We start from the raw sequence: 23,508 nt of genomic DNA on the forward strand, positions 1-23,508 counted from the left end.
TCTTCAAACCTTCGGTTTGAGCTGCGAGCTTCGAGCTGCAAGCGATGGATAAAAGCAAACCTGCTCTTACCAGCCGCCGGCAGTGTGAAGCGCGCCGCTGTTTGATTGTGCGTGCGGCTTGTCGCTCAAAGCTTGCCGCTGCTTCAATTTAGTTGAGGTGTTCGACGCGGATGCGAACGACCGGCCCAGCCACGTCCTGCAACGCTTCAAGCGCCTGGATGGCGTCATTCATGCGCTGCTCGACCACGCGATGGGTCAACAGGATCATCGGTACCAGACCGTCCTGTTCCTCGACTTCCTTCTGCATGATCGATTCGATGTTGATTCCACGCTCGGACAGGATGCTTGCCACCTGTGCCAGCACGCCTGGGTGATCCTTGGCCTGAATCCGCAGGTAGTAAGCGCTTTCGCACGCCTCGATCGGCAGGATCGGATGGGCCGACAACGAGTCCGGCTGGAACGCCAGGTGCGGGACGCGATTTTCCGGGTCGGTGGTCAACGCACGAACCACGTCGACCAGATCGGCCACGACGGACGAAGCGGTTGGTTCCATGCCAGCACCGGCGCCGTAGAACAGGGTCGAACCGGCAGCGTCACCATTGACCATCACAGCGTTCATCACACCGTTGACGTTGGCGATCAGGCGGTCGGCAGGGATCAGGGTCGGATGCACGCGCAACTCGATACCGGCCGGAGTGCTGCGAGCAACGCCCAGGTGTTTGATGCGGTAGCCCAGCGCTTCGGCGTAATTGACGTCGGCGGTGGTCAGTTTGGTGATGCCCTCGGTGTAGGCCTTGTCGAACTGCAGCGGAATACCGAAGGCGATCGACGCCAGAATGGTCAGCTTGTGCGCAGCGTCGATGCCTTCGACGTCGAAGGTCGGATCCGCTTCTGCGTAACCCAGCGCCTGGGCTTCGGCCAGAACGTCCGGGAAAGTACGGCCCTTCTCGCGCATCTCGGTCAGAATGAAGTTGCCGGTGCCGTTGATGATGCCGGCCACCCAGTTGATGCGGTTGGCGGAGAGGCCCTCGCGGATCGCCTTGATCACCGGGATACCGCCTGCAACCGCAGCCTCGAACGCCACGATGACGCCCTTCTCGCGAGCCTTGGCGAAAATTTCGTTGCCATGAACGGCGATCAACGCCTTGTTGGCAGTCACTACGTGCTTGCCGTTCTCGATGGCCTTGAGCACCAGTTCACGGGCAATGGTGTAGCCACCGATCAATTCGATGACGATCTCGATCTCAGGGTTGCTCGCCACGTCGAAAACGTCGGTAGTGGTCGGGGTACCGGTAATCTGGCAATTGGGGTTTGGCGTACGCACGGCAATTTGCGCGACTTCGATTCCACGCCCGGCGCGGCGGGCAATTTCTTCGGCGTTACGCTTTAGCACATTGAAGGTACCGCCACCGACAGTACCCAGCCCACAGATGCCTACTTTGACCGGTTTCACTATGAACTCCCCATAAAACGGCCGACGCGAGGCCGGCCGTGAAAACAACCGCAGTGAATTGCGGCTCGCTGTTGATTACTTGGCGCTGAGTGCCAGTTTGGCGACTTGCGGTGCCGGCTGATAGCCCGGAATCAGCTGACCGTCGGCCAACACGATGGCCGGTGTGCCGTTCACACCGATCGACTGGCCGATCTCGAATTGTCGGGTGACCGGGTTGTCGCATTTCGGCGCTTCGATGTTCTTGCCGTCGACCATGCGATCCATGGCACCGCGGCGATCCTTGGAACACCACACAGCCTGCAGTTGTTCGTCACCCGGCGAGCCCAGGCCCTGACGCGGGAAGGCCACGTAACGCACCTCGATGCCACGCTTGTTCAGCTCCGGTACTTCGCCATGCAGTTTGTGGCAGTACGGGCAGGTGGTGTCGGTGAAGACGGTGATGTGGGACTTGGTCTCGCCAATGGCCGGGTACACGACCATTTCTGCGGCGGGAATGCCATTGATGGTTTTGGAGATGGCCTGGCGCTCGACCTTCTCGGTGAGGTTGACCGGTTTGCCGCCTTGAATCTGATACAGATTGCCCTGCATCACGAACTGGCCGTCGGCGCTGGCGTAGAGCACACGACCGCCTTTCAGATTGACTTCGTACAGGCCGTTGAGGGGGCTGCTGGAAATGCTCTCGACCGGAATCTCCAGATTCAGCGATTCCAGGGTCTTGCGGATGGCCTTGTCGGACGCTTCGTCGGCGTGGGCGAACAGGCTGAAAGTGCTGGCCAGCGCTACAACGGCAGCACCGATAATACGAGTCACGCGCATGAAAACTCCTCGAGCGGTGGGCAGATGGGCGGGATTGAAAACAGCGGACGCGAACGTACCGGGGATTTTTCGAAACGCCGATCTGCGAAACCGGCAAAGCCTATCACATAAGGCCCGCGAGTCCGACGCCGACTGATGTAAGACTCGTCGTAAATTCCCGGTGATGACTTACCCGCGTGGGTGATGTCTGGCGTGCAGATCCTGCAACCGGGCACGCGCGACATGGGTATAGATCTGCGTGGTGGACAGGTCGCTGTGGCCCAGCAACATCTGCACCACACGAAGGTCGGCGCCATGGTTGAGCAAGTGCGTGGCGAAGGCATGGCGCAAGGTGTGCGGCGACAGGGATTTGCCGATACCCGCAACTTTGGCCTGAAGCTTGATCCGGTGCCAGAAGGTCTGTCGGGTCATCTGCTCGCCGCGCAGACTGGGGAAAAGCACGTCACTGGGCCGGCCAGCGAGGATTTCCTGACGAGCGTCGCGCAAGTAGCGCTCCACCCAGACAATGGCCTCTTCTCCCATGGGCACCAGCCGCTCCTTGCTGCCCTTGCCCATGATCCGCAACACGCCCTGGCGTAAATTGACTTGCTCCAGCGTCAAGCTGACCAGTTCGGTCACGCGCAGGCCGCAGGCATACAGCACTTCCAGCATGGCGCGATCACGCTGACCGATGGCTTCGCTCAAGTCGGGCGCTGCGAGCAATGCCTCGACGTCTGCCTCGGACAGTGATTTGGGCAGCGGTTTGCCCAGTTGCGGCATGTCAACCTGCAAAGTGGGGTCGACCGCGATCAGCTTCTCGCGCAACAGATAACGATAGAAGCCCCGCACGCCGGACAGGAATCGTGCGCTGGACCTCGCCTTGTAGCCGTTGTCCACCCGCCAGGCCAAGTGATCGAAGATAGCCCCGCGCCCGACACTCATCAGGTCAATCCCCCTCTCCTGCAGCCAGCCGTTGAACAGCGCCAGGTCGCTGCGGTAAGCATCGCGGGTGTTGTCCGAGAGGCCTTTCTCCAGCCACAAAGCGTCGAGGAAGCGGTCAATCATGGGGTGGTCAAGAGCGGGCATGTGAACCTGTGTTCCTTCGCGGATTGAATACGATGCACATCTTACAGCTCGGGCCTTGTCCCCTGTAGCAGTCCGGCTTGCCGACGGTGGCGATTTCGCGCACGCCTGCGCCGGCAAGCCGGACGGCTACAGGCTATGAACATCGGCCGCTGCATAAATCGCAGACAACAAAAAAGCAGCCCGTAGGCTGCTTTTTTCTGCATCGGAAGCCTGGAATTAAACCAGTTTTTCCTTGATGCGAGCTGCTTTACCGGACAGGTCACGCAGGTAGTACAGCTTGGCCTTGCGAACGTCACCGCGACGTTTCACAGCCATGCTGTCGATTTGCGGGCTGTAGGTCTGGAAAGTACGCTCAACGCCAACACCGTTGGAGATTTTACGAACAGTGAAAGCACTGTTCACACCACGGTTACGCTTGGCGATAACAACGCCTTCGAACGCTTGCAGACGCGAACGGTCGCCTTCCTTCACTTTCACCTGAACGACAATGGTGTCGCCCGGGGCAAAGGGAGGGATCTCTTTGGTCATCTGCTCTGCTTCGAGTGCAAGGATGATTTTGTTAGTCATGCTGTGCTCCTAAGGTAAATCAATCGGATTTACCATCGATACGTTAACTATCGTCCCGCTCGCGGAGGTATTCCGCCAGCAGCTTCTTCTCTTCTCCAGAAAGCGAGCGGCTTTCCAGAAGATCGGCGCGTCGTTCATAGGTCCGCCCAAGGGACTGCTGTAAACGCCAACGCCGGATGTGTGCGTGATTGCCACTTAGCAATACGTCGGGAACACGCTGATCCGCATACACCTCCGGTCGGGTGTAGTGCGGGCAATCCAGCAGACCATCCGTGAAGGAATCTTCCTCCGCGGAATCCACATGCCCTAAAGCTCCAGGCAGCAGTCGCGTAACCGCATCTATCAGGACCATGGCGGGCAACTCACCGCCCGACAACACATAGTCTCCAATCGACCACTCTTCATCGACATGAGCATCAATAAAACGCTCGTCGATGCCTTCATAACGACCGGCAATCAGGATAAGTGCTTCTTCCTGCGCCAACTCGCGCACCGCAGACTGATCCAGCTTGCGGCCTTGTGGCGACAGGTAAATTACCTTCGCCGCATCCCCGGCAGCTTGCCTGGCCTGAACCAGAGCGTCTTCCAGGGGCTTGATCTTCATCACCATGCCAGGGCCACCGCCAAACGGGCGATCGTCCACGGTGTGATGTCGATCCGTGGTGTAGTCCCGCGGATTCCAACAAGTAAGCTGCAACAGCCCTTGTTTTACCGCACGGCCGGTAATGCCGTATTCGCTGATGGCGGAAAACATCTCGGGAAACAGACTGATGACTTCTATGCGCAGGCTAGCCATCGCTTAGAAATCCGCGTCCCAATCCACCTTCATCTCGCCTGCAACCAGATCGACGGCCAACACGCATTGCTCCGTATAGGGCAACAGGCGTTCGCGATCATCCAGACTGCCTGCGCAGGGCTTGACCACCATTACATCGTTCGAGCCGGTTTCCAGAAGATGATCGATCTTCCCGAGCAATTGCCCAAGGTGGTCGACGACCTTCAAACCCACAAGCTGGTACCAGTAGTACTCGCCGTCGGTCAGTTCAGGGAACACGTTGCGCGGCACGCAGATCTCATAACCGGCCAGAAGACGAGCTTCTTCACGATCATCAAGACCCTTGAGCTTCGCGACCAGGAACTTATCGCTCCCGCGTCCGCTGACCAGCTCAACCTGCTTCACGCTGCCTTCGCGCTTGAGCGTCCAGGTTTTGTACTGCAACAGGTTTTCAGTCGGATCAGTAAAGGAATACACCTTCACTTCGCCGCGAACGCCATGAACAGAATAGATTTTGCCAATAACGATCAAATCATCGGCAACAACTGGCGTCGCGTTCATATTGCTCAGGCCGCAGCCTTAGCAGATTCCTTCAGCAGCGAAGCAACACGCTCAGAAGGTTGTGCACCAACGCTCAGCCAGTGGGCCAGACGCTCTTGGTTCACGGACAGACGGATTTCCTGACCACGGGCAACCGGGTTGAAGAAACCGATTTGTTCCTTGTGCGAACCGTCGCGTGGGTTACGGCTGTCGGTCACAGTCAGGTGGTAGAACGGGCGCTTTTTGGAGCCGCCAAGGGCAAGACGGATTGTTAGCATTGAACAATTTCCTGTAGTCGGAGCTGCAAATCTAAGATGCATCGCGGGCACGGGTGCCCGAAAGGCCGCATATTCTAAGGAATATCCGGACGTTTGCAAATGACTTTTTCCGGCGCACGCCGTCAGGCCATCAAGATTTGCCATGGAGCCGTCGTCAACAACGGCAAGTTAGGCGCCTGCGCGAGCAGGCCAGTGGGACGTATGTCCCAAAGAAGGACGCGCGGGAGATCCTCCCGCGCGGTGCAAATCACATTCTTGGCATGCCGCCGCCTGGCAACATTCCACCCATGCCGCGCATCATTTTTGCCATGCCGCCCTTGGTGGAGAATTTCTTCATCATCTTCTGCATCTGTTTGTGCTGCTTGATCAGACGCCCGATGTCCTGCACCTGGGTACCGGAACCCATGGCGATACGGCGCTTGCGCGAACCGCTGATCAAGTCAGGGTCGCGACGTTCGGCCGGGGTCATCGAGTTGATGATGGCTTCCATCTGCTTGAATTGCTTCTCGGCCGCCGTCTGGGCATTACCCATCTGCGACAGGTTCACGCCGCCCATGGTCGGCAGTTTGTCCATGAGCCCGCCAAGGCCGCCCATGCTTTTCATCTGTTGCAGCTGATCGCGGAAGTCTTCGAGGTCGAAGCCCTTGCCCTTCTTCAGCTTTTTGGCCAGCTTGTCGGCCTTTTCCTTGTCGAGGGTCTGCTCGGCCTGTTCGATCAGACTGAGAACGTCGCCCATGCCAAGGATGCGCGACGCGATACGGTCCGGATGGAACGGCTCCAGCGCCTCGCTCTTCTCACCCATACCGATGAACTTGATCGGCTTGCCGGTAATGGCGCGGACCGACAGCGCAGCACCACCACGGGCGTCACCGTCGACCTTGGTCAGGATCACGCCAGTCAGTGGCAACGCATCGCCGAACGCCTTGGCGGTGTTGGCCGCGTCCTGACCGGTCATGGCATCGACCACGAACAGGGTTTCAGCCGGCTTGACCGCCGCGTGCAGCGCCTGAATCTCGCCCATCATCTCGGCGTCGATGTGCAGACGGCCGGCGGTGTCGAGGATAACGACGTCGATGAACTTGAGTTTTGCTTCCTTGATAGCCGCTTCGGCGATGGCTACCGGCTTCTGGCTGATATCGGACGGGAAGAACGTCACGCCGATGTCATTGGCCAGCGTTTCGAGCTGCTTGATCGCCGCAGGACGGTAGACGTCGGCAGACACCACCATCACGGTTTTCTTTTTGCGTTCCTTGAGGAATTTCGCCAGCTTGCCTGCGGTGGTGGTCTTACCCGCACCTTGCAGACCCGCCATCAGGATGACCGCCGGTGGCGCAACGTTGAGGGTCAGCTCTTCGTTGGCCGCCCCCATCATCTCTTCCAGCTCGGCCTGGACGATCTTCACGAACGCCTGGCCCGGGGTCAGGCTGCGCGACACCTCGGTGCCGACAGCGCGTTCCTTGATGCGATTGACGAAGTCTTTGACGACCGGCAAGGCGACGTCGGCTTCGAGCAGAGCCATACGCACTTCACGCAGCGTGTCCTTGATGTTGTCCTCGGTCAGCTTGGCTTTGCCGGTGACCTGGCGCAGCGTCTGCGAGAGACGATCTGTCAGATTTTCAAACATGCGCGATCCTTTAGGTTCGTCTGAACCCCGGTTGATGCGGCCCGGCCCATGACGGCTCTGCCCCCGGGCACCGGTTGAAAACGATGCGTATATAAAGAGGGAGCAGCGCTCGGCGAGCCTGTGGCTTGAGCAGGTCGCGGATTATAGCGAAGAGTCTTGCGCACGGACACCATGACGTCTGCTTCTGTGGTCTTTCGTGCACTGTCGGTTCTATGCCAAACTCAGCGGCTTTCGGGCACGCCCTTCAGGATCTATGTTCCCCTTGTCACCGAGTTTGCTATTCAGCCTCGCCGCCGCCGTCCTCTACGCCGCTGCGACTCTCTATCAAGGCATCCGCCTGCGTCAGGGCAAAAAAGCCGATAAATGGCTGCTGTGCCTGATCGGCACCCTTGCTGTCGCCTGCCAGGCCAGTGCGCTTTTCGGCCAACTGGTGCGCCCCATCGGTCTGGGCCTGGACTTCTTCAGCGCCGCCAGCCTGATCGCCGTCGCCGTCATTATCGTGACGATGCTGGCCTGCATTCGCATTCCGGTGGAGATCCTGCTCATCCTGCTGTTCCCGCTGGGCCTGCTGACCACCCTGATGGCGCAGTTCGCACCCGTGGGCACGCTGCAGCCGATTGAGGCCGAACCCGGTCTGATCGGGCACATTCTGCTGTCGATCCTGGCCTACGGCATGTTCACCATCGCCGTGTTCCAGGCCTTACTGCTGTTGCTGCAGAATCATCAGTTGAAAAACAAGCACCCCTCCGGCCTGATCCGCAACTTCCCGCCGCTGCAAACCATGGAAAGCCTGCTGTTCGGCTTCCTCTGGGCCGGCTGGACGCTGCTGTCGATGTCGCTGATTTCCGGGTGGCTGTTCGTTGAGAATCTGTTCGCCCAGCATCTGGTGCACAAGACCTTGCTGTCGATCCTTGCCTGGATCGTCTTCAGCGTATTGCTGTGGGGGCGCACGCGTCTGGGTTGGCGTGGCCACAAGGCCATCCGCTGGACACTGGGTGGATTCCTGCTGCTGATGCTGGCCTACTTCGGCAGCAAACTCGTTCGCGAATATATCCTGCACATCTGACGGGCGCTGATCATGGATAACTTGCCCACCGGCACGATGCTCGCGCTCCTGGCCCTGCTCACGCCGTGGTCAGCGCTGTTTACGGCGGTCGAAGCGGCCCACCACAACTTGCGTGCCGCACGCGTCAACCCGCGCTCGACCGAGCCGCCAAAACCGACGCTGGCGTTCAACCTCAACAGCCTGATCCTCGGCAACACCCTGCTCAAGACGCTGATCACGATCCTCGCGACGCTGCTCGCGATAGCCCATTGGTATTTCCACGGTCCTTTGATCGCCTGGATCGCGGTAGCGAGTGGACTGGTGATCATCACCGAGTTCATTCCGCGCAAGCTTGCCGCTCGCCGCCCCGAAGCAATTCTGCTGCTGGGCAACAATGTGCTGCGGATTCCCATCCGCCTGCTGCGCCCACTGACCTGGATTTACAAGAACGTCGCCAAGCTGCTGTTGCGGCCGTTCCTGTCCAGGCGCCGTCCCGACACCACCGACGATGACGACGACATGGGCGCTACGGTCTATCAGGACAACGAAAGCCACTTCGGCCGCGCGCACATCATTTCCGGGATTCATGCGCTGGACAGCATGAGCGTCAACGACATTCTGGTGCCGCGCAGCGAAGTGGACGGTATCAACCTTGACGACACCATCGAGGAAATCACCGACAAGCTGATCATCTCGCGCCATACGCGCCTGCCGGTCTATCACAACGATATCAATCAGGTCGAAGGCGTACTCAACACCCGCATGATCAGCCACCTGCTGCCACGGGGAGAACTGACCAAGGAAACGTTGAAAGCCGCGTGCTACGAACCCTACTTCGTGCCGGAAAGCACGCCGCTGCAGATGCAGTTGCTCAACTTCCACAAGCAGCAACGTCGCATGGGCGTGGTGGTGGACGAATACGGCGAAGTGCTGGGTATCGTCAGCCTCGAAGACATTCTCGAAGAGATCGTCGGCGAGTTCGAAAGTGAGCAGTCTCTGGATAATCCGCACATCCACCCACAGCCAGACGGGCGCCTGGTGATCGAAGGTGCGGCCTCCATTCGCGACCTGAACAAAAGCCTGGGCTGGCATCTGCCAGCCGATGGCCCCAAGACGCTGAACGGCCTGATCACCGAAGCGCTGGAGACCATCCCCGACAGTTCGGTATGCCTGAAGATCGGGCCCTATCGCCTGGAAACGCTGGAAACCGAGGACAATCGCGTCACTCGAGTCCTGATGTGGCAGAACACAAGAACCAAAGACGTCATTTAATGCGCATTCAGCGTGTTTGAAACACTTGTTTCCACGCTGGCGCCCTTCCTATAATCGAACCGCTTACCCAGCCCCGCCGATCCGCGTGCTACCCGCACTCAGCGCGATCCGGCCAGTCACTCAGCCTGACGTCTTCACGCGACATCCTGGCGCCGCTCCCATCCCGAGCCCTGCCAAACGCTTGCTCCCGCATCCGGGCTAGTCTGATCAGCGCTGTACCCAAAATAATTAACGATTGCCCCAGCACGCGTACGATGTTTCGCGCCCTGCTGACAGGCAAGATGACTGCCAGGGATACCCGCATGACCACTACTTCCGCCTATCAACCGAGCGACGAGCGCCAGGCACGTCCCGCCAACTCCGCTGCCCGTGTCGCCACCGCCAGCTTCATCGGCACCGCCATCGAGTTCTATGACTTCTACGTCTACGCCACGGCCGCCGCGCTGGTGATCGGGCCGGTGTTCTTTCCGCAGACCTCCAGCACCGCACAGATGCTGTCGGCGTTTCTGACATTCGGTATCGCTTTTCTGGCCCGGCCGATAGGTTCGGCATTGTTCGGTCACTTTGGTGATCGTATCGGCCGCAAATCGACACTCGTGGCTTCCCTGCTGCTGATGGGCATCTGCACCACGCTGATCGGCGTGCTGCCGGGGTATGACGCCATTGGCTCATGGGCGCCCATCTTGCTCTGCGTGCTGCGCTTCGGTCAGGGCCTGGGGCTGGGTGGCGAATGGGGTGGCGCGGCGCTGCTGGCGACCGAAAATGCTCCCAAGGGCAAACGCGCCTGGTTCGGCATGTTCCCGCAGCTTGGCCCTTCGATTGGTTTCCTCGCAGCTAACGGCCTGTTTCTGACGCTGGCAATGACCCTGACTGACGAGCAGTTCCGCTCTTGGGGCTGGCGGATTCCGTTCCTGCTCAGCGCTGTATTGGTCGTGATCGGCCTTTATGTACGTCTGAAGCTGGAAGAAACACCGATCTTCGCCAAGGCCATCGCCCGCCACGAACGCCTGAAAATGCCGATCGCCGAGCTGTTTTCTCAGTACTGGGCACCCATGCTGCTGGGCGCGGCGTCGATGGTGGTGTGCTATGCGCTGTTCTACATCTCGACCGTGTTCTCGCTGAGCTACGGAGTCAAATCGCTGGGCTACACCCGCGAATCGTTCCTTGCGATGCTGTGTTTCGCCGTGCTGTTCATGGCCTTGGCGACCCCACTTTCCGCCTGGGCGAGCGACCGTTTCGGCCGCAAGCCAGTGCTGATCATCGGTGGCGTGCTGGCGATTCTGTCGGGCTTCCTGATGGAACCGTTGCTGACCCATGGCACGACGTGGGCGGTCGCCCTGTTTCTGTCCATCGAGTTGTTCCTGATGGGCGTGACATTCGCACCCATGGGCGCCCTGCTGCCCGAACTGTTTCCTACACGCGTGCGTTACACCGGCGCGTCAGCGGCCTACAACATCGGCGGTATCGTCGGTGCGTCGGTTGCGCCGTTCTTCGCACAGAAACTGGTAGAGATGGGTGGCCTGAGTTGGGTGGGCGGTTATGTGTCGGTGGCAGCGCTGATCAGCCTGATCGCGGTGCTGTGCCTGAAAGAAACGCGGCATGCGGATCTGGATACGATCAGGTAATGCCTGACGTGTAGGAGCATGCTTGCCCGCAATTGCGGTGTGTCAGGTACAAATGGGGTGCTGACCCACCGCAATCGCGGGCAAGCACGCTCCTATTGCCCCCCGCAACAAAAAACGGCGCCCCTGAGGCGCCGTTTTTTTATTGCAGGACAGGTTACAGCTGGACTTTAACCGCCATCGAAGAACGCATCGCCTTGCTGCGAGCGGCTTCAATCGACTCGTCACGCGCAAGCGCCACACCCATGCGACGCTGGCCGTTGACTTCTGGCTTGCCGAACAGGCGCAGCGCGGTGTCCGGCTCGCCAAGAGCCTGTTCCAGATTGGCGAATGCGGTCTGGGTCGACTTGCCTTCCACCAGAATCACCGCCGACGCCGAGGGGCCGAACTGACGGATCAACGGAATCGGCAAGCCAAGGATGGCGCGAGCGTGCAGCGCGAACTGCGACAGGTCCTGAGAAATCAGGGTCACCAAACCCGTGTCGTGGGGACGCGGCGATACTTCGCTGAACCACACCTGATCGCCCTTGATGAACAGCTCGACGCCGAACAGGCCACGCCCGCCCAGCGCTTCGGTCACGGCCTTGGCAACGCGCTCGGATTCTGCCAACGCCACCGGGCTCATCGCCTGAGGCTGCCAGGACTCCTGATAGTCGCCCTTCTCCTGACGGTGGCCGACAGGTGCGCAGAACGTGGTGCCGCCGACGTGACGTACGGTCAGCAGGGTAATTTCGTAATCGAAGTCGATGAAGCCTTCGATGATCACGCGGCCCTTGCCGGCACGACCGCCTTCCTGCGCGTAATCCCAGGCTTTCTGGATGTCGGCGTCGGTTTTCAGCAGGCTCTGACCTTTGCCCGAGGAGCTCATGACCGGCTTGACGACACAGGGGAAGCCCAGGTCTTCCACGGCTTTCTTGTAGTCTTCGAAGGTGTCGGCGAAGTGATACGGCGAGGTCGGCAGGTCCAGCTCTTCAGCGGCCAGACGACGAATGCCTTCACGGTTCATGGTCAGTTGCGCGGCGCGGGCGGTCGGGATGACGGTGAACCCCTCGGACTCGAGCTCCACCAGCGTCGCGGTGGCGATGGCTTCGATTTCCGGGACGATGTAATGCGGCTTCTCGGCCTCGATCACGGCACGCAGCGCGGCGCCATCGAGCATGTTGATGACATGGCTGCGGTGCGCGACCTGCATGGCCGGAGCGTTGGCGTAACGGTCGACGGCAATCACTTCAACGCCCAGACGTTGCAGTTCGATCACCACTTCCTTGCCAAGCTCACCGCAACCGCAGAGCAATACGCGGGTCGCGGTCGGCGACAGTGGAGTTCCGATTTGAGTCATCTCAGGTCCTCGTGGAGCAGATATCGAGGGTAGCCCGCCATGTGCGAGCAACCGCAGGGGAGAAAGGCGCGCAATTTACCACGAAGACCACGCCAATAGGACCTCAGCCCGGACAAGCGTTCTTGCGTATGCGCCACGCCATGATCAGCCAGACGGCGGTAACACCGGCGAACTTGGATACCAGTGCGGTGCCCACCACGGCGGGCGTCAATGCGCCGATCATGCCGAAGAACAGGAAGGTGTCCACCGGGATGCTCAACGCAGAACTCAGCCAGAGCCGGTCATGCAACGGCCGTTTGGTGATGGAGAACACCAGCCAGTCGATACATTCGGACACTGCAAAGGCGGTCGCGCTGGCCACAGCGATGGCGGGGTCGCTGGTCAGGTAGGAGAGCACCAGCGCGGCGAGCATGGCCACGATGGCGCCGTGGCCGAAGCGGGTCTGCACCATGTCGCGCAGGACAAAGACCAGCCCGCCCCAGGCAGACCAGATGATGTCCAGGTCCGGGGCGGTGGAAAACGCATAATTGATCAGCACGACGCTGCTGATGTAGGCGAGCAGAAAAAGCATCAGACGGGCCGTGGAACCGAAAACATCAGCCCGCTGGCCCTCGCCCGCTCATCGCACAACACCAGCACCGCTCGGCGCTGGTCGTTACTCATGCGGCTCCAGCCGGTGATTTCCGCCACAGTGCGCTGGCAACCGACGCACATGTCGGCGTCGTCCAGCGCACAGATGCTCACGCAGGGTGAGCGAACGGGCTTTTCGTGGGGCGGTTGTACGTGCATCGGTAGTTCGGTGGACATCAGTCTTCCTGCGGGGCGAGATCGCGAGCATAACGCTGTGCATTGTGAACGTAATGCGCGGCGCTGGCTTCGAGCATTTTCTTCTGGGCGTCGGTCAGCTCACGAACGATCTTGCCCGGCGAGCCCATCACCAGTGAGCCATCGGGGATCACCTTGCCCTCACCGATCAGCGAATTGGCGCCGATGATGCAGTATTTGCCGATTTTCGCGCCATTGAGGATCACCGAATTGATGCCGATCAGCGTGTTGTCGTCTACGGTGCAGCCATGCAGCATGACGTTATGACCAATGGTCACGTTCTTGCCGATGGTCAGCGGCGAGCCCATGTCGGTATGCATCACAGTGCCATCCTGCACATTGCTGTTCTCGCCGATGTCGATCAGCTCGTTATCGCCACGCAGCACCGCGCCGAACCAGACGCTGGCATTGGCCTGCAGCCTGACCTTGCCAATCAGGGTAGCAGTGGGTGCGATCCAGCTTTCAGGATGGGCTTCGACACGAGAATCCCCCAGACGGTATTTCATATTATTTTTTCCTCATGGCATTAAAGCCGTGGGTCGAGCGCAGGGCTCACGGTTGGACGAAAGGGTTGGATCAGGACTTCAGGGTCTGGATGATCGAGCGCTTGGGCGGGTGATTCAGGCTGATGTTGCTGTCGTAGAGCACGTTCATCAGCTCGACGATCATGATCGCCGTCAGCCCCCAGATCTTGTACTCACCATAACGGTAACTGGGCACGTACCAGCTACGGCCTTGATAGTCGATCCGGTGGGTATGCTCGCGGGCGTCCTGTCGAAAAAAAGCCAGAGGAACGGTGAAGACGGCGGCGATCTCGCCATCGTTGGGTCGGTACTCGACGAAATCGGGAATCACACCCACATAAGGCGTGACCTTGATGCCGTGTTTGGAGATCAACGGGCTCAGCGGGCCGATGACTTCGACGAGGCCAGGGGGCAGACCGATTTCTTCCTCGGCCTCGCGCAAGGCGGTGAACACCAGGTCGGGGTCTTCAGGGTCACGTCGCCCGCCGGGAAACGCCACTTCGCCACCATGGGTGGACAGACTGCTGGCACGTAGCGTGAGTACCAGTTCGGGTTCGTCACTGCGAGTGATGGGCAGTAGCACCGCCGCCTCGGGAAAACGCGCATCCGTCTCCAGAGTGCCCGGCGTGTGGCTGCTTATACGGCGAAGTAGCTCGTCCAGCATGGGAATTCTCGTCCTGTTGCCTACCCGGCATGATGCACCAAAGATGGAAGGCGCCCAACCCCTTGCAGGACGAGCAGACATTACAAACAAAGACGCCACTTGCCGATCACCTGCACAGCACGCCAAGATAGCCGCTGACTACAGGAACCCGATTCGATCATGAAATTCTGCAGCCAGTGCGGCGAACAGGTCATCCAGCGCATTCCCGAGGGCGACAGTCGCCTGCGTTACGTGTGCGATCACTGTCACACCATTCACTATCAGAACCCGAATATCGTTGCGGGTGTGTTGCCGGTCTGGGAAGGCAAGGTGCTGCTGTGCCGCCGTGCCATCGAACCGCGCCTGGGCTACTGGACGCTGCCGGCAGGTTTCATGGAGAACGGCGAGAGCGTCGAACAGGCCGCGCGCCGGGAGACGGTTGAAGAAGCCTGCGCCGTGCTCGAAGACCTGCATCTGTATTCGATGATCGACGTGCCGCACATCAGTCAGGTCCATATTTTCTATCGTGCCAACATGGCCAGCGAAGATTTCGCCGCTGGGGTCGAAAGTCTTGAAGTGAAGCTGTTCGACGAAGCCGACATTCCCTGGTCGGAGCTGGCTTTCCACACCGTCCGACGTACCCTAGAATGCTTCTTTATCGACCGGCGGCATCAAGAATTCCCGGTTCATACCGATTGCCTGTCTATCTCACCGCCCCTTAAAACCACTTGATCAGATGACGACGCGCAGTGACTGCGCGGGCTTCAGGGATATCGTGTAAATGCGCTGGTTGCTTGCCGTTCTATGTCTGTCGTTCGTCCCGCTGTCGCAGGCCGCGTTCACACAGACCATCGTGCCCAAAGGCAGTGAACAGAAGTTCATTGGCGGCAAGGTCATCGACACCCAAGACATCTCCGACCGCACCATCGACAAGATCCTGGTGCTCAAGTCAGCGCATCAGTTGCAGTTGATCAGCAAGGGCGAAGCCTTGAAGACCTACCGCATCTCGCTGGGCAAATCCCCCAGGGGACCAAAACTGCAGGAAGGCGACCAGCGCACGCCGGAAGGCTTCTACTGGCTGGACTATCGCAAGACCAGCGACGCGTTCAACCTGTCGCTGCACATCTCCTACCCCAACATCTCCGACTCCGCCCGCGCCCGCCGCGAAGGGGTGAACCCCGGCGGCATGATCATGATCCACGGCACCCCCGTCGACGAGGATTACCCGGAGTGGTATTTCCAGACGCTCGACTGGACCAACGGCTGCATCGCCATGAAGAACAGCGATATCCGCGAAGTCTGGGACCTGGTCAAAGACGGCACGATGATCGAAATTCGGCCGTAACCCCTCTGATACCACCCACCTCTCTTTCCTGTAGCAGTCCGGCTTGCCGACGGTGGCGTCATCGAAATCGCCACCGCCGACAAACCGGTCTGTTACGAGGCTACGCCGCCTCAAAATCCTGCAAAGTCACCATCCCGTGACCAAATAACGTCGCTCCCTAATACCAATTCCGTTGACGTGGTATGCAAGTGGTATTATTTTCGGCAAACAGTCCGAGCATAATTTCAAATCACTTCGGAACACGTTCATGCATTCGATCCTCAACCTGCGCCCCGACGACAGCCAGCCGACACCGCTCTATCTGCAGCTGGCGCGGAATCTGGAAGCGGCGATTCACGCAGGTCACTGGAAGGCCGAGCAGGCACTGCCCTCGGAACGCAATCTCAGTGAAGCCCTGAACATCTCACGCGTCACTGCTCGCAAGGCACTCGAAATTCTGCTCGAACAGGGCCTGATCCGGCGCAGCCAGGGCTCGGGCACGTTCATCACCCCACGCCTTGAACAACCCCTGTCTCGGCTTTCCAGCTTCAGCGAGATGCTGCGCATCAAGGGCTTTACGCCGAGTTCGCAGTGGCTGGAGCGCGACATCGCCCTGCCGACCCACGAAGAACTGATCCGTCTGAGCCTTTCGCCCACCGAAAAAGTCGCGCGCCTCAAACGCCTGCGCAAGGCAGACGGCACCGTCATGGCCGTCGAACTCAGCGCGCTCCCGGCGTCGCTGTTGCCGGACCCGCAAGCCATCGGCGATTCGCTATACGCCCACCTTGACGCCATCGGCCGCCCGGTGGTCCGTGCGCTACAGCACATCCGGGCGATCAATGCGTCGGCAGAAATGGCGGCGTTGGTCGGCATCGAAGCCGGTACCGCGATGCTGCTGATGACGCGGATCGGCTACCTGGCCGACAACACCCCCATCGAGCTGACCGACACCTACTGCCGCGACGATTACTACGATTTCGTCGCAGAGCTGCGCCGCTAAAACGCGCCAGCCATACACGGAGCCTGCATGTCCGATTACAACATCCTCACCCCCGACGGCTGGATTCGCGGCCAGTTGCAGCATCGCGACGGTCGGGTGACGAGCATTTCCGGCACGCCCTGCAACCCACGGGACAATGAGCTGCCCTATGTGCTGCCGGGTTTCATCGACCTGCACGTTCACGGCGGGGGCGGCAGCGACATCATGGAAGGCGCGCAAGGCTTCGCAACCATCGCCCGCACGCACCTGCGCTTCGGCACCACGTCAATGCTGGCCACGACCATGACCGCCCCGGCCGGCGAAATCAGCCAGATACTCGAACAATTGGGCGGCTATTGTCGGAGCCGTGCGTCAGGCACTGCCCGTGTGCTAGGGGTGCATCTGGAAGGCCCCTACATCAATCCCGGAAAACTCGGCGCGCAACCCAATCACGCCCACGCGGCCTTGCTGGGCGAAGTCGAAGACTATCTGCAACTCGCGCCGATCAAGGTGATCACCATCGCCCCGGAAATCGCCGGGCATGTCGAGCTGATCCAGGCGTTGGCTGCCAGGGGCGTGCGGCTGCAAATCGGCCACACGCTGGGCAGCTACGAAGAAGGCGTCAAGGCGCTGGAGGCCGGCGCGACCAGTTTCACCCATCTTTACAACGCCATGAGCCCGTTGCATCACCGCGAGCCAGGCATCGTCGGCGCAGCGCTGGCCCACGCCCGCTACGCCGAATTGATCCCTGACTTGCTGCATGTGCATCCGGGGGCGATCCGCGTCGCACTGCGTTCGATTCCCTGCCTGTATTGCGTAACCGACTCCACTGCCGCCACCGGCATGCCGGACGGCGAATACAAGTTGGGCAGCCACACGGTAACCAAATGCCTGGGCGGCGTGCGCCTTGCCGACGGCACGCTGGCGGGCAGCACGCTGACCATGGATCAGGCGCTGCGCAATCTGGTGAAGATCGGCCTTCCGCTGGCCGAAGCCTCACAGCGCCTGTCGCAATTTCCTGCGGACTACCTCGGCATCGAAGAGCGCGGCCGCCTGCAAGCCGGTAGCTGGGCCGATGCCGTGTACCTGAATCGTGATCTGACACTGACCGCCGTTATGGTTGAAGGAGAAACCATTGAACTCAAAAATGCTCGATGAGGCGCTCGCCTCTGCAGAGGTTATCCAGCGTCAGCTGGACGTGCTGGAGCCTCGCCTGATCGAAGTGGCCGAGCGCCTGCGTCAGTCTGAACCTAAGGTGGTGCTCTCTGTTGCGCGAGGCAGTTCCGACCACGCGGCCAGCTATTTCGCCTACCTGACGATGCAGCTGACCGGCGTGCCCGTCGCTTCGTTGCCGATGTCAGTGGTGACTCTGCACGACTCGCCAATGCAGGTGAGAGGCCAGCCCGCCATCGCGTTTTCACAGTCAGGAGAAAGCCCGGATCTGGTCGACAGTCTGCGTAAGTTGCGCGAGCGCGGCGCCCTGAGCATCGCCATGGTCAACGTCGAGGGTTCGCCACTCGAACAGGCCTGTGAATACGTGTTGCCGCTGAGCGCAGGCCCTGAGCTCAGTGTCGCAGCGACCAAGAGTTTCATTGCCACCCTGAGCGCCAGCGCTCGTCTGGTCGCCCACTGGCAGCAGGATGACTCACTTCTGCAGGCGGGTCGGACATTGCCCCAACGTTTGCAAGAAGCCGCACGTCAGGATTGGTCAGCGGCCACCGAGACCCTTCGCGACTGTCAGCGCCTGATGGTCATCGGACGCGGCACGGGATTCGCTATCGCTCAAGAGGCGGCACTCAAATTCAAGGAAACGTCGGCGATTCAGGCCGAAGCGTTCAGTAGCGCCGAAGTGCGTCACGGCCCGATGGCGCTGGTCGACGATCACTATCCGCTGCTGATATTCGCAACCCGCGGTGCTGAACAGGCGGGCCTTCTACAGCTGGCCAGCGACATGCGCCAGCGCGGCGCCAAGGTCCTGCTTGCGGCCCCCGACGACATTGCCGAACGCGACCTGACGCTCAGTTGCGCCGACCACCCGGCCCTCGATCCGATTCTCGCCATCCAGAGTTTCTACGTGATGGCCGCTGCGCTGGCTGTCGCGCGCGGCCTTGACCCGGACCAGCCGCGGCACTTGAGCAAAGTCACCAGAACCCGTTGATACCGCGCCGCTTCGGCCGACGCCTGCAAGGACGATGTCATGCATAACAATAAACAGATGACGTTCAGCGCCCCGTTCAGCGGAGCCGTACTGACAATCGCCAACATTCCTGACCCGGTGTTCTCCAGCGGCGCCATGGGCGACGGATTGGCGATCGATCCGCTGGATGACGTGCTGCACGCGCCCTTTGCGGGCGTGGTGATCAACGTCGCCCGCACCCGCCATGCGATCAACCTGCGCGCCGACAACGGCAGTGAATGGCTGCTGCATGTGGGCATCGATACGGTGGAGCTCAACGGCGAAGGGTTTGAAGCGTTGGTCAAAGACAACCAGCGCGTCACTGAGGGGCAACCGCTGCTGCGCTTCGATCTGGACAAAGTGGCCTGTAACAGCCGCAGCCTGGTGAGCGCGCTGATCCTGCTCAATGGCGATCAATTCTCCCTCGCACAGCTTCGCGCATCAGGCTCGGTGAACGTCGGCGAACCCTTGCTGGAAGTGACCGCACTGGCGCAGGTCGTCGAACCGAGCGCGCGCTCTGAAGTACACACCAAACAGGCGCGGGGCAGCATTCGCGTGGCGCACCACGGCGGCCTGCATGCGCGACCCGCTGCACTGATACGCCAGACAGCGCGCCAGTTCGCCAGCCACGCAGAACTGCATTTCGCAGGTGCCCACGCGTCAACCGACAGCGTCACCGGGTTGATGGGGCTGGGCATCACTCAACAGGACGAAGTGGAAGTGGTGTGCCTGGGTCACGACAGTGAAGTTGCGTTGCAGGCACTGCTCAACGCCCTTTCGACGCCTGCGCCCGACGAAAAACCTCATAGCGCGATGGCCGTTGACACTCCCGGACCGAACGCGAAAAAAGATCATGCCAACGGCATTTTGCGGGGTGTTACCGCATCCCCGGGCCTGGTCAGCGGCCCGCTGTTCTGGCTGGACGCCATTGAGCTGGACGACGATACGGGCGGACATCGGCCGGAAGAACAACGCCAGATCCTGAGTGAAGCACTGGTGGAGGTTCGCTCCGACGTCAGTATGTCGCTGGACCACGATCACAACGAGCAAGGCGCGATTTTCGCGACTCACCTGGCAATGCTCGAGGACCCTGCCCTGCTGGACGCCGCGTTTGACGCCATCGATCAGGGACAGGGCGCGGCCCATGCCTGGAGTCAGGCGGTGCTGGCGCAATGCGCGAAACTGGAAAAGCTCGGCAACGCCCTGCTCGCCGAACGCGCCAACGATCTGCGTGACCTGCGTCAGCGCGTGCTGCTGAACTTGCTCGGCGAGGCACGCAATATCGAAGTCCCCGCCGGGGCAATTGTCGTGGCCCGGGAACTGACACCCTCCGATCTGTTGATGCTCGCGCAATGCGGGATCGGCGGCATCTGCATGGCTGAAGGCGGTGCCACGTCCCACGTCGCTATCCTCGCTCGGGGCAAGGGCCTGCCTTGTCTGGTGGCGCTGGGTTCTGCGCTGCTGGACATCGTCCATGAATCGACGAATCAGGAAGTGGTGCTGGACGCCGACAACGCGCGCCTTGAGCTCTGGCCCGATGCCCCACGGCTGAAAGAAATCCACAGCCTGCGAGCGCAGAAGTTAGAGCAAAGGCATGTACAGCAACAACACGCCCATCTGCCCGCCTTGACCCAGGATGGCGTGAGCATCGATATCGCGGCCAACGTCGCCTCTCGCGCTGATGCCGAAAACGCGCAACTCAATGGTGCAGACGGGGTAGGTCTGCTGCGCACCGAGTTTCTGTTCGTCGATCGCAGCACTGCACCCACCGAGGACGAGCAACTGACGGCCTATCAGTCGGTGGTCGATGCGATGCCCGATAAACCGGTCATCATCCGCACCATTGATATCGGCGGCGATAAACAGCTCGACTACTTGCCTCTGCCTGCCGAAGCCAATCCGGTTCTGGGCCTGCGTGGCATCCGTCTGGGCCAGGCACGCCCTGAATTGCTGGACCAACAGTTACGAGCGCTGTTGCAGATCAAGCCACTGGCGCGTTGCCGCATCCTGTTGCCGATGATCACCGAGGTCGGAGAACTGCTGGCCGTGCGCGAGCGCATTGACGAACTGGCGCGTGAGGCAGGCATCAGCCAGCGCCCCGAACTGGGCGTGATGATCGAAGTGCCTTCTGCCGCATTGATGGCCGAGCAATTGGCCGAACACGCTGACTTTCTTTCCATTGGCACCAACGATCTGTCGCAGTACACGCTGGCGATGGACCGCGACCATGCCGGGCTCGCCGCGCGTGTCGATGCGCTGCACCCCGCACTGCTGCGCCTGATTGCCATGACGTGCACGGCGGCAGCGAGCAAAGGTCGCTGGGTTGGCGTGTGCGGCGCGCTGGCGTCCGATCCGCTGGCAACAGCAGCTTTGATCGGGCTGGGCGTACGCGAGTTGTCGGTGAGCCCGCCGCAAGTTGCAGAAATCAAGGCGCAGGTGCGCGAGTTGGACACACGACAGTGTCAGGCGCTGGCGCAGCATCTGATCAGCCTGAGCGGCGCAGCCGATGTCCGGGCGGCGTGCAGCACCTTTCAGACCCAGGTCCTGACCCGTCGCGCCAATGCCTGAACGAGCCTGAATAACAAGAACGAACACAAGGAGAGACGCCGTGTACCAACACTTCATCGAAGGGTTACAGCGACTGGGGCGGGCACTGATGCTGCCCATCGCTATCTTGCCGATTGCCGGCCTGCTGCTGCGCCTGGGCGACAGCGATCTGCTGGATATCGCGATCATCCACTCGGCGGGCAACGCGATCTTCAGCAACCTGGCGCTGATCTTCGCCATCGGCATCGCCGTAGGTTTTGCTCGCGACAATAACGGTACGGCGGGTCTGGCGGGCGCCATCGGTTATCTGGTCATGACCTCGACGCTCAAGGTGCTCGACCCGCACATCGACATGGGCATGCTCGCCGGGATCATCGCCGGGCTGTTGGGCGGCGCGATGTACAACCGCTTCAAGGACATCGCCCTGCCGGAGTACCTGGCGTTCTTCGGTGGCCGACGTTTCGTACCGATCGTTACCGGTCTTTCGGCCGTGGCCCTTGGCTTGCTGTTCGGCCTGATCTGGCCGCCGGTGCAGAACGGCATCAACAGCCTGGGCCAGTTAATGCTGGAGAGCGGGAGTATCGGTGCGTTCTTCTTCGGCGTGATGAACCGCATCCTGATCATCACGGGCCTGCACCACATCCTCAACAACCTGGTATGGTTCGTCTTTGGCACCTTCACCGATCCTGAAACCGGCCGCGCCGTGACCGGCGATCTGGCGCGCTACTTCGCAGGCGATCCCCATGCGGGGCAGTTCATGACCGGGATGTTTCCGATGATGATCTTCGGCCTGCCCGCTGCGTGTCTGGCGATGTACCGCAACGCGCTGCCGGATCAACGCAAGCTGATTGGCGGGATTCTGCTGTCCATGGCACTGACCTCCGCGCTGACTGGCGTGACCGAACCCATCGAGTTCGCCTTCATGTTCCTCGCACCGATGCTGTACGTGGTGCATGCCCTGCTGACCGGGCTGTCAATGGCGCTTGCCAACCTGCTGAACATCCACCTTGGCTTTACCTTCTCCGGCGGCGCCATCGACATGGCGCTGGGTTGGGGCAAGTCCACCAACGGCTGGCTGGTGTTCCCGCTCGGGCTGGCCTATGCGGTGGTCTACTACGTGGTGTTCGACCAGTGCATCAAGCGTTTCAACCTCAAGACTCCGGGGCGTGAACAAGTCACCGCTACGGCGGCTCATGTTGCGCAAAGTGATCGTGCGGGCGCGTATATCAAGGCGTTGGGCGGTGCGGAAAACCTGCTGAGCATCGGCGCATGCACCACGCGTCTGCGCCTTCAGATGGTCGATCGCCATCTGGCGCAGGACGCTGAACTGAAGGCACTGGGCGCGATGGCGGTCGTGCGGCCCGGCAACGGCGGCAGCCTGCAGATTGTGGTCGGACCTTTGGCAGACAGCATTGCTGATGAGTTGCGCGAAGCCTTGCCCCTTGCGACCAAATCCTCCACGACTGATACCCATGCGGTTTCAGAGACGCAAAAACCAGTGGATGTCAGCCAGGCCGCGCAATGGTTCAAGGCATTGGGCGGGAGCGGCATTGCGGATGTCGAATGCGTGGCACTGACGCGTCTGCGGGTGCAGTTGAAGGAGGGGCAATCACCGGCCGCGACGCAGCTGGAAACGCTGGGGAGTCAGGGCGTCAGAAGTCTGGGCAATGGGGTTTGGCATGTGTTGGTGGGGGAAAACGCTCAAGGGTTGAGCGAGGCGTTGCGGAGGATGGTGAAGGCAGGCTGACAGGCCCCAGGGCAGAGTCGGATGCAAAACGTGACTCAAAAACTTTCCAGCTTCCACACCTCATAAGCCGGAGTTTCATAGGGGTGGCTGTGCTTGAGCGCAGCCACCGCCTGTTGAATCAGCTCATCAGCGACCACAAGCTCGACCTTCCATTCTTCCACTTGCTCGATCTCGCCGGCCTGCCCAATGAACGGCTGGCTGCCGTCCAGCGGGCGAAACTGGCCCCGACCCAGCACCTGCCATGAGCAGCTGTCATAGGCGCCGATTCGCCCCGCACCGGCGGCGAACAACGCGCTTTTGACCTGCTCCACATGGCTCGGCGGAACGAAGAAGGCGAGCTTGTACAT

24 protein-coding genes are annotated in these 23,508 nt (G+C 60.5%); 10 read left to right on the forward strand and 14 right to left on the reverse strand.

Annotated features, from left to right (window positions below):
- Positions 1-148: 148 nt before the first annotated feature.
- The 8 genes from D3M70_RS09975 to ffh form a co-directional block, all read right to left on the reverse strand.
- Positions 149-1,453 (reverse strand): homoserine dehydrogenase, encoded by a 1,305-nt coding sequence (locus tag D3M70_RS09975; protein WP_120125595.1) that lies wholly within the window; start codon positions 1,451-1,453, stop codon positions 149-151.
- A 75-nt stretch (positions 1,454-1,528) separates the two neighbouring features.
- The gene (gene dsbC, locus D3M70_RS09980; protein WP_120125596.1) at positions 1,529-2,269 is read right to left on the reverse strand and encodes a bifunctional protein-disulfide isomerase/oxidoreductase DsbC; all 741 of its coding nucleotides are present in this window, start codon (positions 2,267-2,269) and stop codon (positions 1,529-1,531) included.
- Positions 2,270-2,437: 168 nt separating this feature from the next.
- Entirely contained in the window at positions 2,438-3,334 is an 897-nt protein-coding gene (gene xerD / locus D3M70_RS09985; RefSeq protein WP_120125597.1) for a site-specific tyrosine recombinase XerD, read from the reverse strand.
- A 216-nt stretch (positions 3,335-3,550) separates the two neighbouring features.
- Positions 3,551-3,901 carry a 50S ribosomal protein L19 gene (gene rplS / locus D3M70_RS09990; RefSeq protein WP_008018567.1) on the reverse strand — a complete coding sequence of 117 codons (351 nt, stop codon included), beginning with the start codon at positions 3,899-3,901 and terminating at the stop codon, positions 3,551-3,553.
- Positions 3,902-3,944: 43 nt separating this feature from the next.
- Positions 3,945-4,697, reverse strand: a complete 753-nt coding sequence (gene trmD / locus D3M70_RS09995; RefSeq protein WP_120125598.1) for a tRNA (guanosine(37)-N1)-methyltransferase TrmD — start codon at positions 4,695-4,697, stop codon at positions 3,945-3,947.
- A 3-nt stretch (positions 4,698-4,700) separates the two neighbouring features.
- The gene (gene rimM, locus D3M70_RS10000; RefSeq protein ID WP_120125599.1) at positions 4,701-5,237 is read right to left on the reverse strand and encodes a ribosome maturation factor RimM; all 537 of its coding nucleotides are present in this window, start codon (positions 5,235-5,237) and stop codon (positions 4,701-4,703) included.
- A gap of 5 nt (positions 5,238-5,242) precedes the next feature.
- On the reverse strand, positions 5,243-5,494 hold the full coding sequence (gene rpsP, locus D3M70_RS10005; protein WP_081565778.1) for a 30S ribosomal protein S16: 252 nt from the start codon (positions 5,492-5,494) through the stop codon (positions 5,243-5,245).
- A 247-nt stretch (positions 5,495-5,741) separates the two neighbouring features.
- Positions 5,742-7,118 carry a signal recognition particle protein gene (ffh, locus tag D3M70_RS10010; RefSeq protein WP_120125600.1) on the reverse strand — a complete coding sequence of 459 codons (1,377 nt, stop codon included), beginning with the start codon at positions 7,116-7,118 and terminating at the stop codon, positions 5,742-5,744.
- A gap of 253 nt (positions 7,119-7,371) precedes the next feature.
- On the opposite strand from ffh, the gene D3M70_RS10015 reads away from it, so the two are divergent.
- From D3M70_RS10015 to D3M70_RS10030, 3 genes are all read left to right on the forward strand, one after another.
- The gene (locus D3M70_RS10015; protein WP_120125601.1) at positions 7,372-8,184 is read left to right on the forward strand and encodes an inner membrane protein YpjD; all 813 of its coding nucleotides are present in this window, start codon (positions 7,372-7,374) and stop codon (positions 8,182-8,184) included.
- 12 nt (positions 8,185-8,196) lie between these two features.
- A complete protein-coding gene (locus D3M70_RS10020; protein ID WP_120125602.1) occupies positions 8,197-9,435 on the forward strand; it encodes a CNNM domain-containing protein in 1,239 nt (412 codons plus the stop codon).
- Between the two features lie 302 nt (positions 9,436-9,737).
- Complete coding sequence (locus tag D3M70_RS10030) at positions 9,738-11,060, forward strand: MFS transporter (protein ID WP_120125604.1); 1,323 nt, start codon at positions 9,738-9,740, stop codon at positions 11,058-11,060.
- 154 nt (positions 11,061-11,214) lie between these two features.
- Here D3M70_RS10030 and purT read toward each other — a convergent pair whose 3' ends face one another.
- The 5 genes from purT to D3M70_RS10055 all read right to left on the reverse strand — a co-directional run bounded on the left by purT (position 11,215) and on the right by D3M70_RS10055 (position 14,409).
- Complete coding sequence (gene purT / locus D3M70_RS10035) at positions 11,215-12,396, reverse strand: formate-dependent phosphoribosylglycinamide formyltransferase (RefSeq protein ID WP_120125605.1); 1,182 nt, start codon at positions 12,394-12,396, stop codon at positions 11,215-11,217.
- Between the two features lie 103 nt (positions 12,397-12,499).
- Complete coding sequence (locus tag D3M70_RS10040) at positions 12,500-12,967, reverse strand: VUT family protein (RefSeq protein WP_120125606.1); 468 nt, start codon at positions 12,965-12,967, stop codon at positions 12,500-12,502.
- Entirely contained in the window at positions 12,967-13,185 is a 219-nt protein-coding gene (locus D3M70_RS10045) for a DUF1289 domain-containing protein (protein ID WP_120125738.1), read from the reverse strand. The genes D3M70_RS10040 and D3M70_RS10045 overlap by 1 nt, the downstream gene beginning before the upstream one ends.
- 17 nt (positions 13,186-13,202) lie before the next feature.
- Positions 13,203-13,727 (reverse strand): gamma carbonic anhydrase family protein, encoded by a 525-nt coding sequence (locus tag D3M70_RS10050; RefSeq protein WP_120125607.1) that lies wholly within the window; start codon positions 13,725-13,727, stop codon positions 13,203-13,205.
- Between the two features lie 70 nt (positions 13,728-13,797).
- Positions 13,798-14,409, reverse strand: coding sequence for a CoA pyrophosphatase (locus tag D3M70_RS10055; protein ID WP_120125608.1), 612 nt, complete (start codon positions 14,407-14,409; stop codon positions 13,798-13,800).
- 159 nt (positions 14,410-14,568) lie between these two features.
- Here D3M70_RS10055 and D3M70_RS10060 point away from each other — a divergent pair, with 159 nt between their 5' ends.
- The 7 genes from D3M70_RS10060 (at position 14,569) to D3M70_RS10090 (ending at position 23,161) form a co-directional block, all read left to right on the forward strand.
- Positions 14,569-15,120, forward strand: coding sequence for an NUDIX hydrolase (locus tag D3M70_RS10060; protein WP_120125609.1), 552 nt, complete (start codon positions 14,569-14,571; stop codon positions 15,118-15,120).
- A gap of 49 nt (positions 15,121-15,169) precedes the next feature.
- A complete protein-coding gene (locus D3M70_RS10065; protein ID WP_120125610.1) occupies positions 15,170-15,733 on the forward strand; it encodes a murein L,D-transpeptidase family protein in 564 nt (187 codons plus the stop codon).
- A 247-nt stretch (positions 15,734-15,980) separates the two neighbouring features.
- A complete protein-coding gene (locus D3M70_RS10070) occupies positions 15,981-16,712 on the forward strand; it encodes a GntR family transcriptional regulator (protein WP_120125611.1) in 732 nt (243 codons plus the stop codon).
- 27 nt (positions 16,713-16,739) lie between these two features.
- Positions 16,740-17,849, forward strand: a complete 1,110-nt coding sequence (gene nagA, locus D3M70_RS10075) for an N-acetylglucosamine-6-phosphate deacetylase (protein WP_120125612.1) — start codon at positions 16,740-16,742, stop codon at positions 17,847-17,849.
- Positions 17,827-18,849, forward strand: coding sequence for an SIS domain-containing protein (locus D3M70_RS10080; protein WP_120125613.1), 1,023 nt, complete (start codon positions 17,827-17,829; stop codon positions 18,847-18,849). Before nagA ends, D3M70_RS10080 begins: the two co-directional genes overlap by 23 nt.
- A 39-nt stretch (positions 18,850-18,888) precedes the next feature.
- Positions 18,889-21,435, forward strand: a complete 2,547-nt coding sequence (gene ptsP / locus D3M70_RS10085; protein ID WP_120125614.1) for a phosphoenolpyruvate--protein phosphotransferase — start codon at positions 18,889-18,891, stop codon at positions 21,433-21,435.
- Between the two features lie 88 nt (positions 21,436-21,523).
- Entirely contained in the window at positions 21,524-23,161 is a 1,638-nt protein-coding gene (locus D3M70_RS10090; RefSeq protein ID WP_375232944.1) for a PTS transporter subunit EIIC, read from the forward strand.
- A gap of 35 nt (positions 23,162-23,196) precedes the next feature.
- On the opposite strand, the gene D3M70_RS10095 is transcribed toward D3M70_RS10090, so the two are convergent.
- Positions 23,197-23,508 (reverse strand): YqfO family protein, encoded by a 312-nt coding sequence (locus D3M70_RS10095; RefSeq protein WP_120125616.1) that lies wholly within the window; start codon positions 23,506-23,508, stop codon positions 23,197-23,199.

The organism is Pseudomonas sp. LS-2 (assembly GCF_003605735.1).
Classification (GTDB): Bacteria; Pseudomonadota; Gammaproteobacteria; order Pseudomonadales; family Pseudomonadaceae; genus Aquipseudomonas.

Coding starts and splice junctions, on each gene's coding strand:
- dsbC (WP_120125596.1), bottom strand. CDS start 2,269: ATGCGCGTGACTCGTATTATCGGTGCTGCCGTTGTAGCGCTGGCCAGC.
- xerD (WP_120125597.1), bottom strand. CDS start 3,334: ATGCCCGCTCTTGACCACCCCATGATTGACCGCTTCCTCGACGCTTTG.
- rplS (WP_008018567.1), bottom strand. CDS start 3,901: ATGACTAACAAAATCATCCTTGCACTCGAAGCAGAGCAGATGACCAAA.
- trmD (WP_120125598.1), bottom strand. CDS start 4,697: ATGGCTAGCCTGCGCATAGAAGTCATCAGTCTGTTTCCCGAGATGTTT.
- rimM (WP_120125599.1), bottom strand. CDS start 5,237: ATGAACGCGACGCCAGTTGTTGCCGATGATTTGATCGTTATTGGCAAA.
- rpsP (WP_081565778.1), bottom strand. CDS start 5,494: ATGCTAACAATCCGTCTTGCCCTTGGCGGCTCCAAAAAGCGCCCGTTC.
- ffh (WP_120125600.1), bottom strand. CDS start 7,118: ATGTTTGAAAATCTGACAGATCGTCTCTCGCAGACGCTGCGCCAGGTC.
- D3M70_RS10015 (WP_120125601.1), top strand. CDS start 7,372: ATGTTCCCCTTGTCACCGAGTTTGCTATTCAGCCTCGCCGCCGCCGTC.
- D3M70_RS10020 (WP_120125602.1), top strand. CDS start 8,197: ATGGATAACTTGCCCACCGGCACGATGCTCGCGCTCCTGGCCCTGCTC.
- D3M70_RS10030 (WP_120125604.1), top strand. CDS start 9,738: ATGACCACTACTTCCGCCTATCAACCGAGCGACGAGCGCCAGGCACGT.
- purT (WP_120125605.1), bottom strand. CDS start 12,396: ATGACTCAAATCGGAACTCCACTGTCGCCGACCGCGACCCGCGTATTG.
- D3M70_RS10040 (WP_120125606.1), bottom strand. CDS start 12,967: ATGCTTTTTCTGCTCGCCTACATCAGCAGCGTCGTGCTGATCAATTAT.
- D3M70_RS10045 (WP_120125738.1), bottom strand. CDS start 13,185: ATGCACGTACAACCGCCCCACGAAAAGCCCGTTCGCTCACCCTGCGTG.
- D3M70_RS10050 (WP_120125607.1), bottom strand. CDS start 13,727: ATGAAATACCGTCTGGGGGATTCTCGTGTCGAAGCCCATCCTGAAAGC.
- D3M70_RS10055 (WP_120125608.1), bottom strand. CDS start 14,409: ATGCTGGACGAGCTACTTCGCCGTATAAGCAGCCACACGCCGGGCACT.
- D3M70_RS10060 (WP_120125609.1), top strand. CDS start 14,569: ATGAAATTCTGCAGCCAGTGCGGCGAACAGGTCATCCAGCGCATTCCC.
- D3M70_RS10065 (WP_120125610.1), top strand. CDS start 15,170: ATGCGCTGGTTGCTTGCCGTTCTATGTCTGTCGTTCGTCCCGCTGTCG.
- D3M70_RS10070 (WP_120125611.1), top strand. CDS start 15,981: ATGCATTCGATCCTCAACCTGCGCCCCGACGACAGCCAGCCGACACCG.
- nagA (WP_120125612.1), top strand. CDS start 16,740: ATGTCCGATTACAACATCCTCACCCCCGACGGCTGGATTCGCGGCCAG.
- ptsP (WP_120125614.1), top strand. CDS start 18,889: ATGCATAACAATAAACAGATGACGTTCAGCGCCCCGTTCAGCGGAGCC.
- D3M70_RS10090 (WP_375232944.1), top strand. CDS start 21,524: ATGCTGCCCATCGCTATCTTGCCGATTGCCGGCCTGCTGCTGCGCCTG.
- D3M70_RS10095 (WP_120125616.1), bottom strand. CDS start 23,508: ATGTACAAGCTCGCCTTCTTCGTTCCGCCGAGCCATGTGGAGCAGGTC.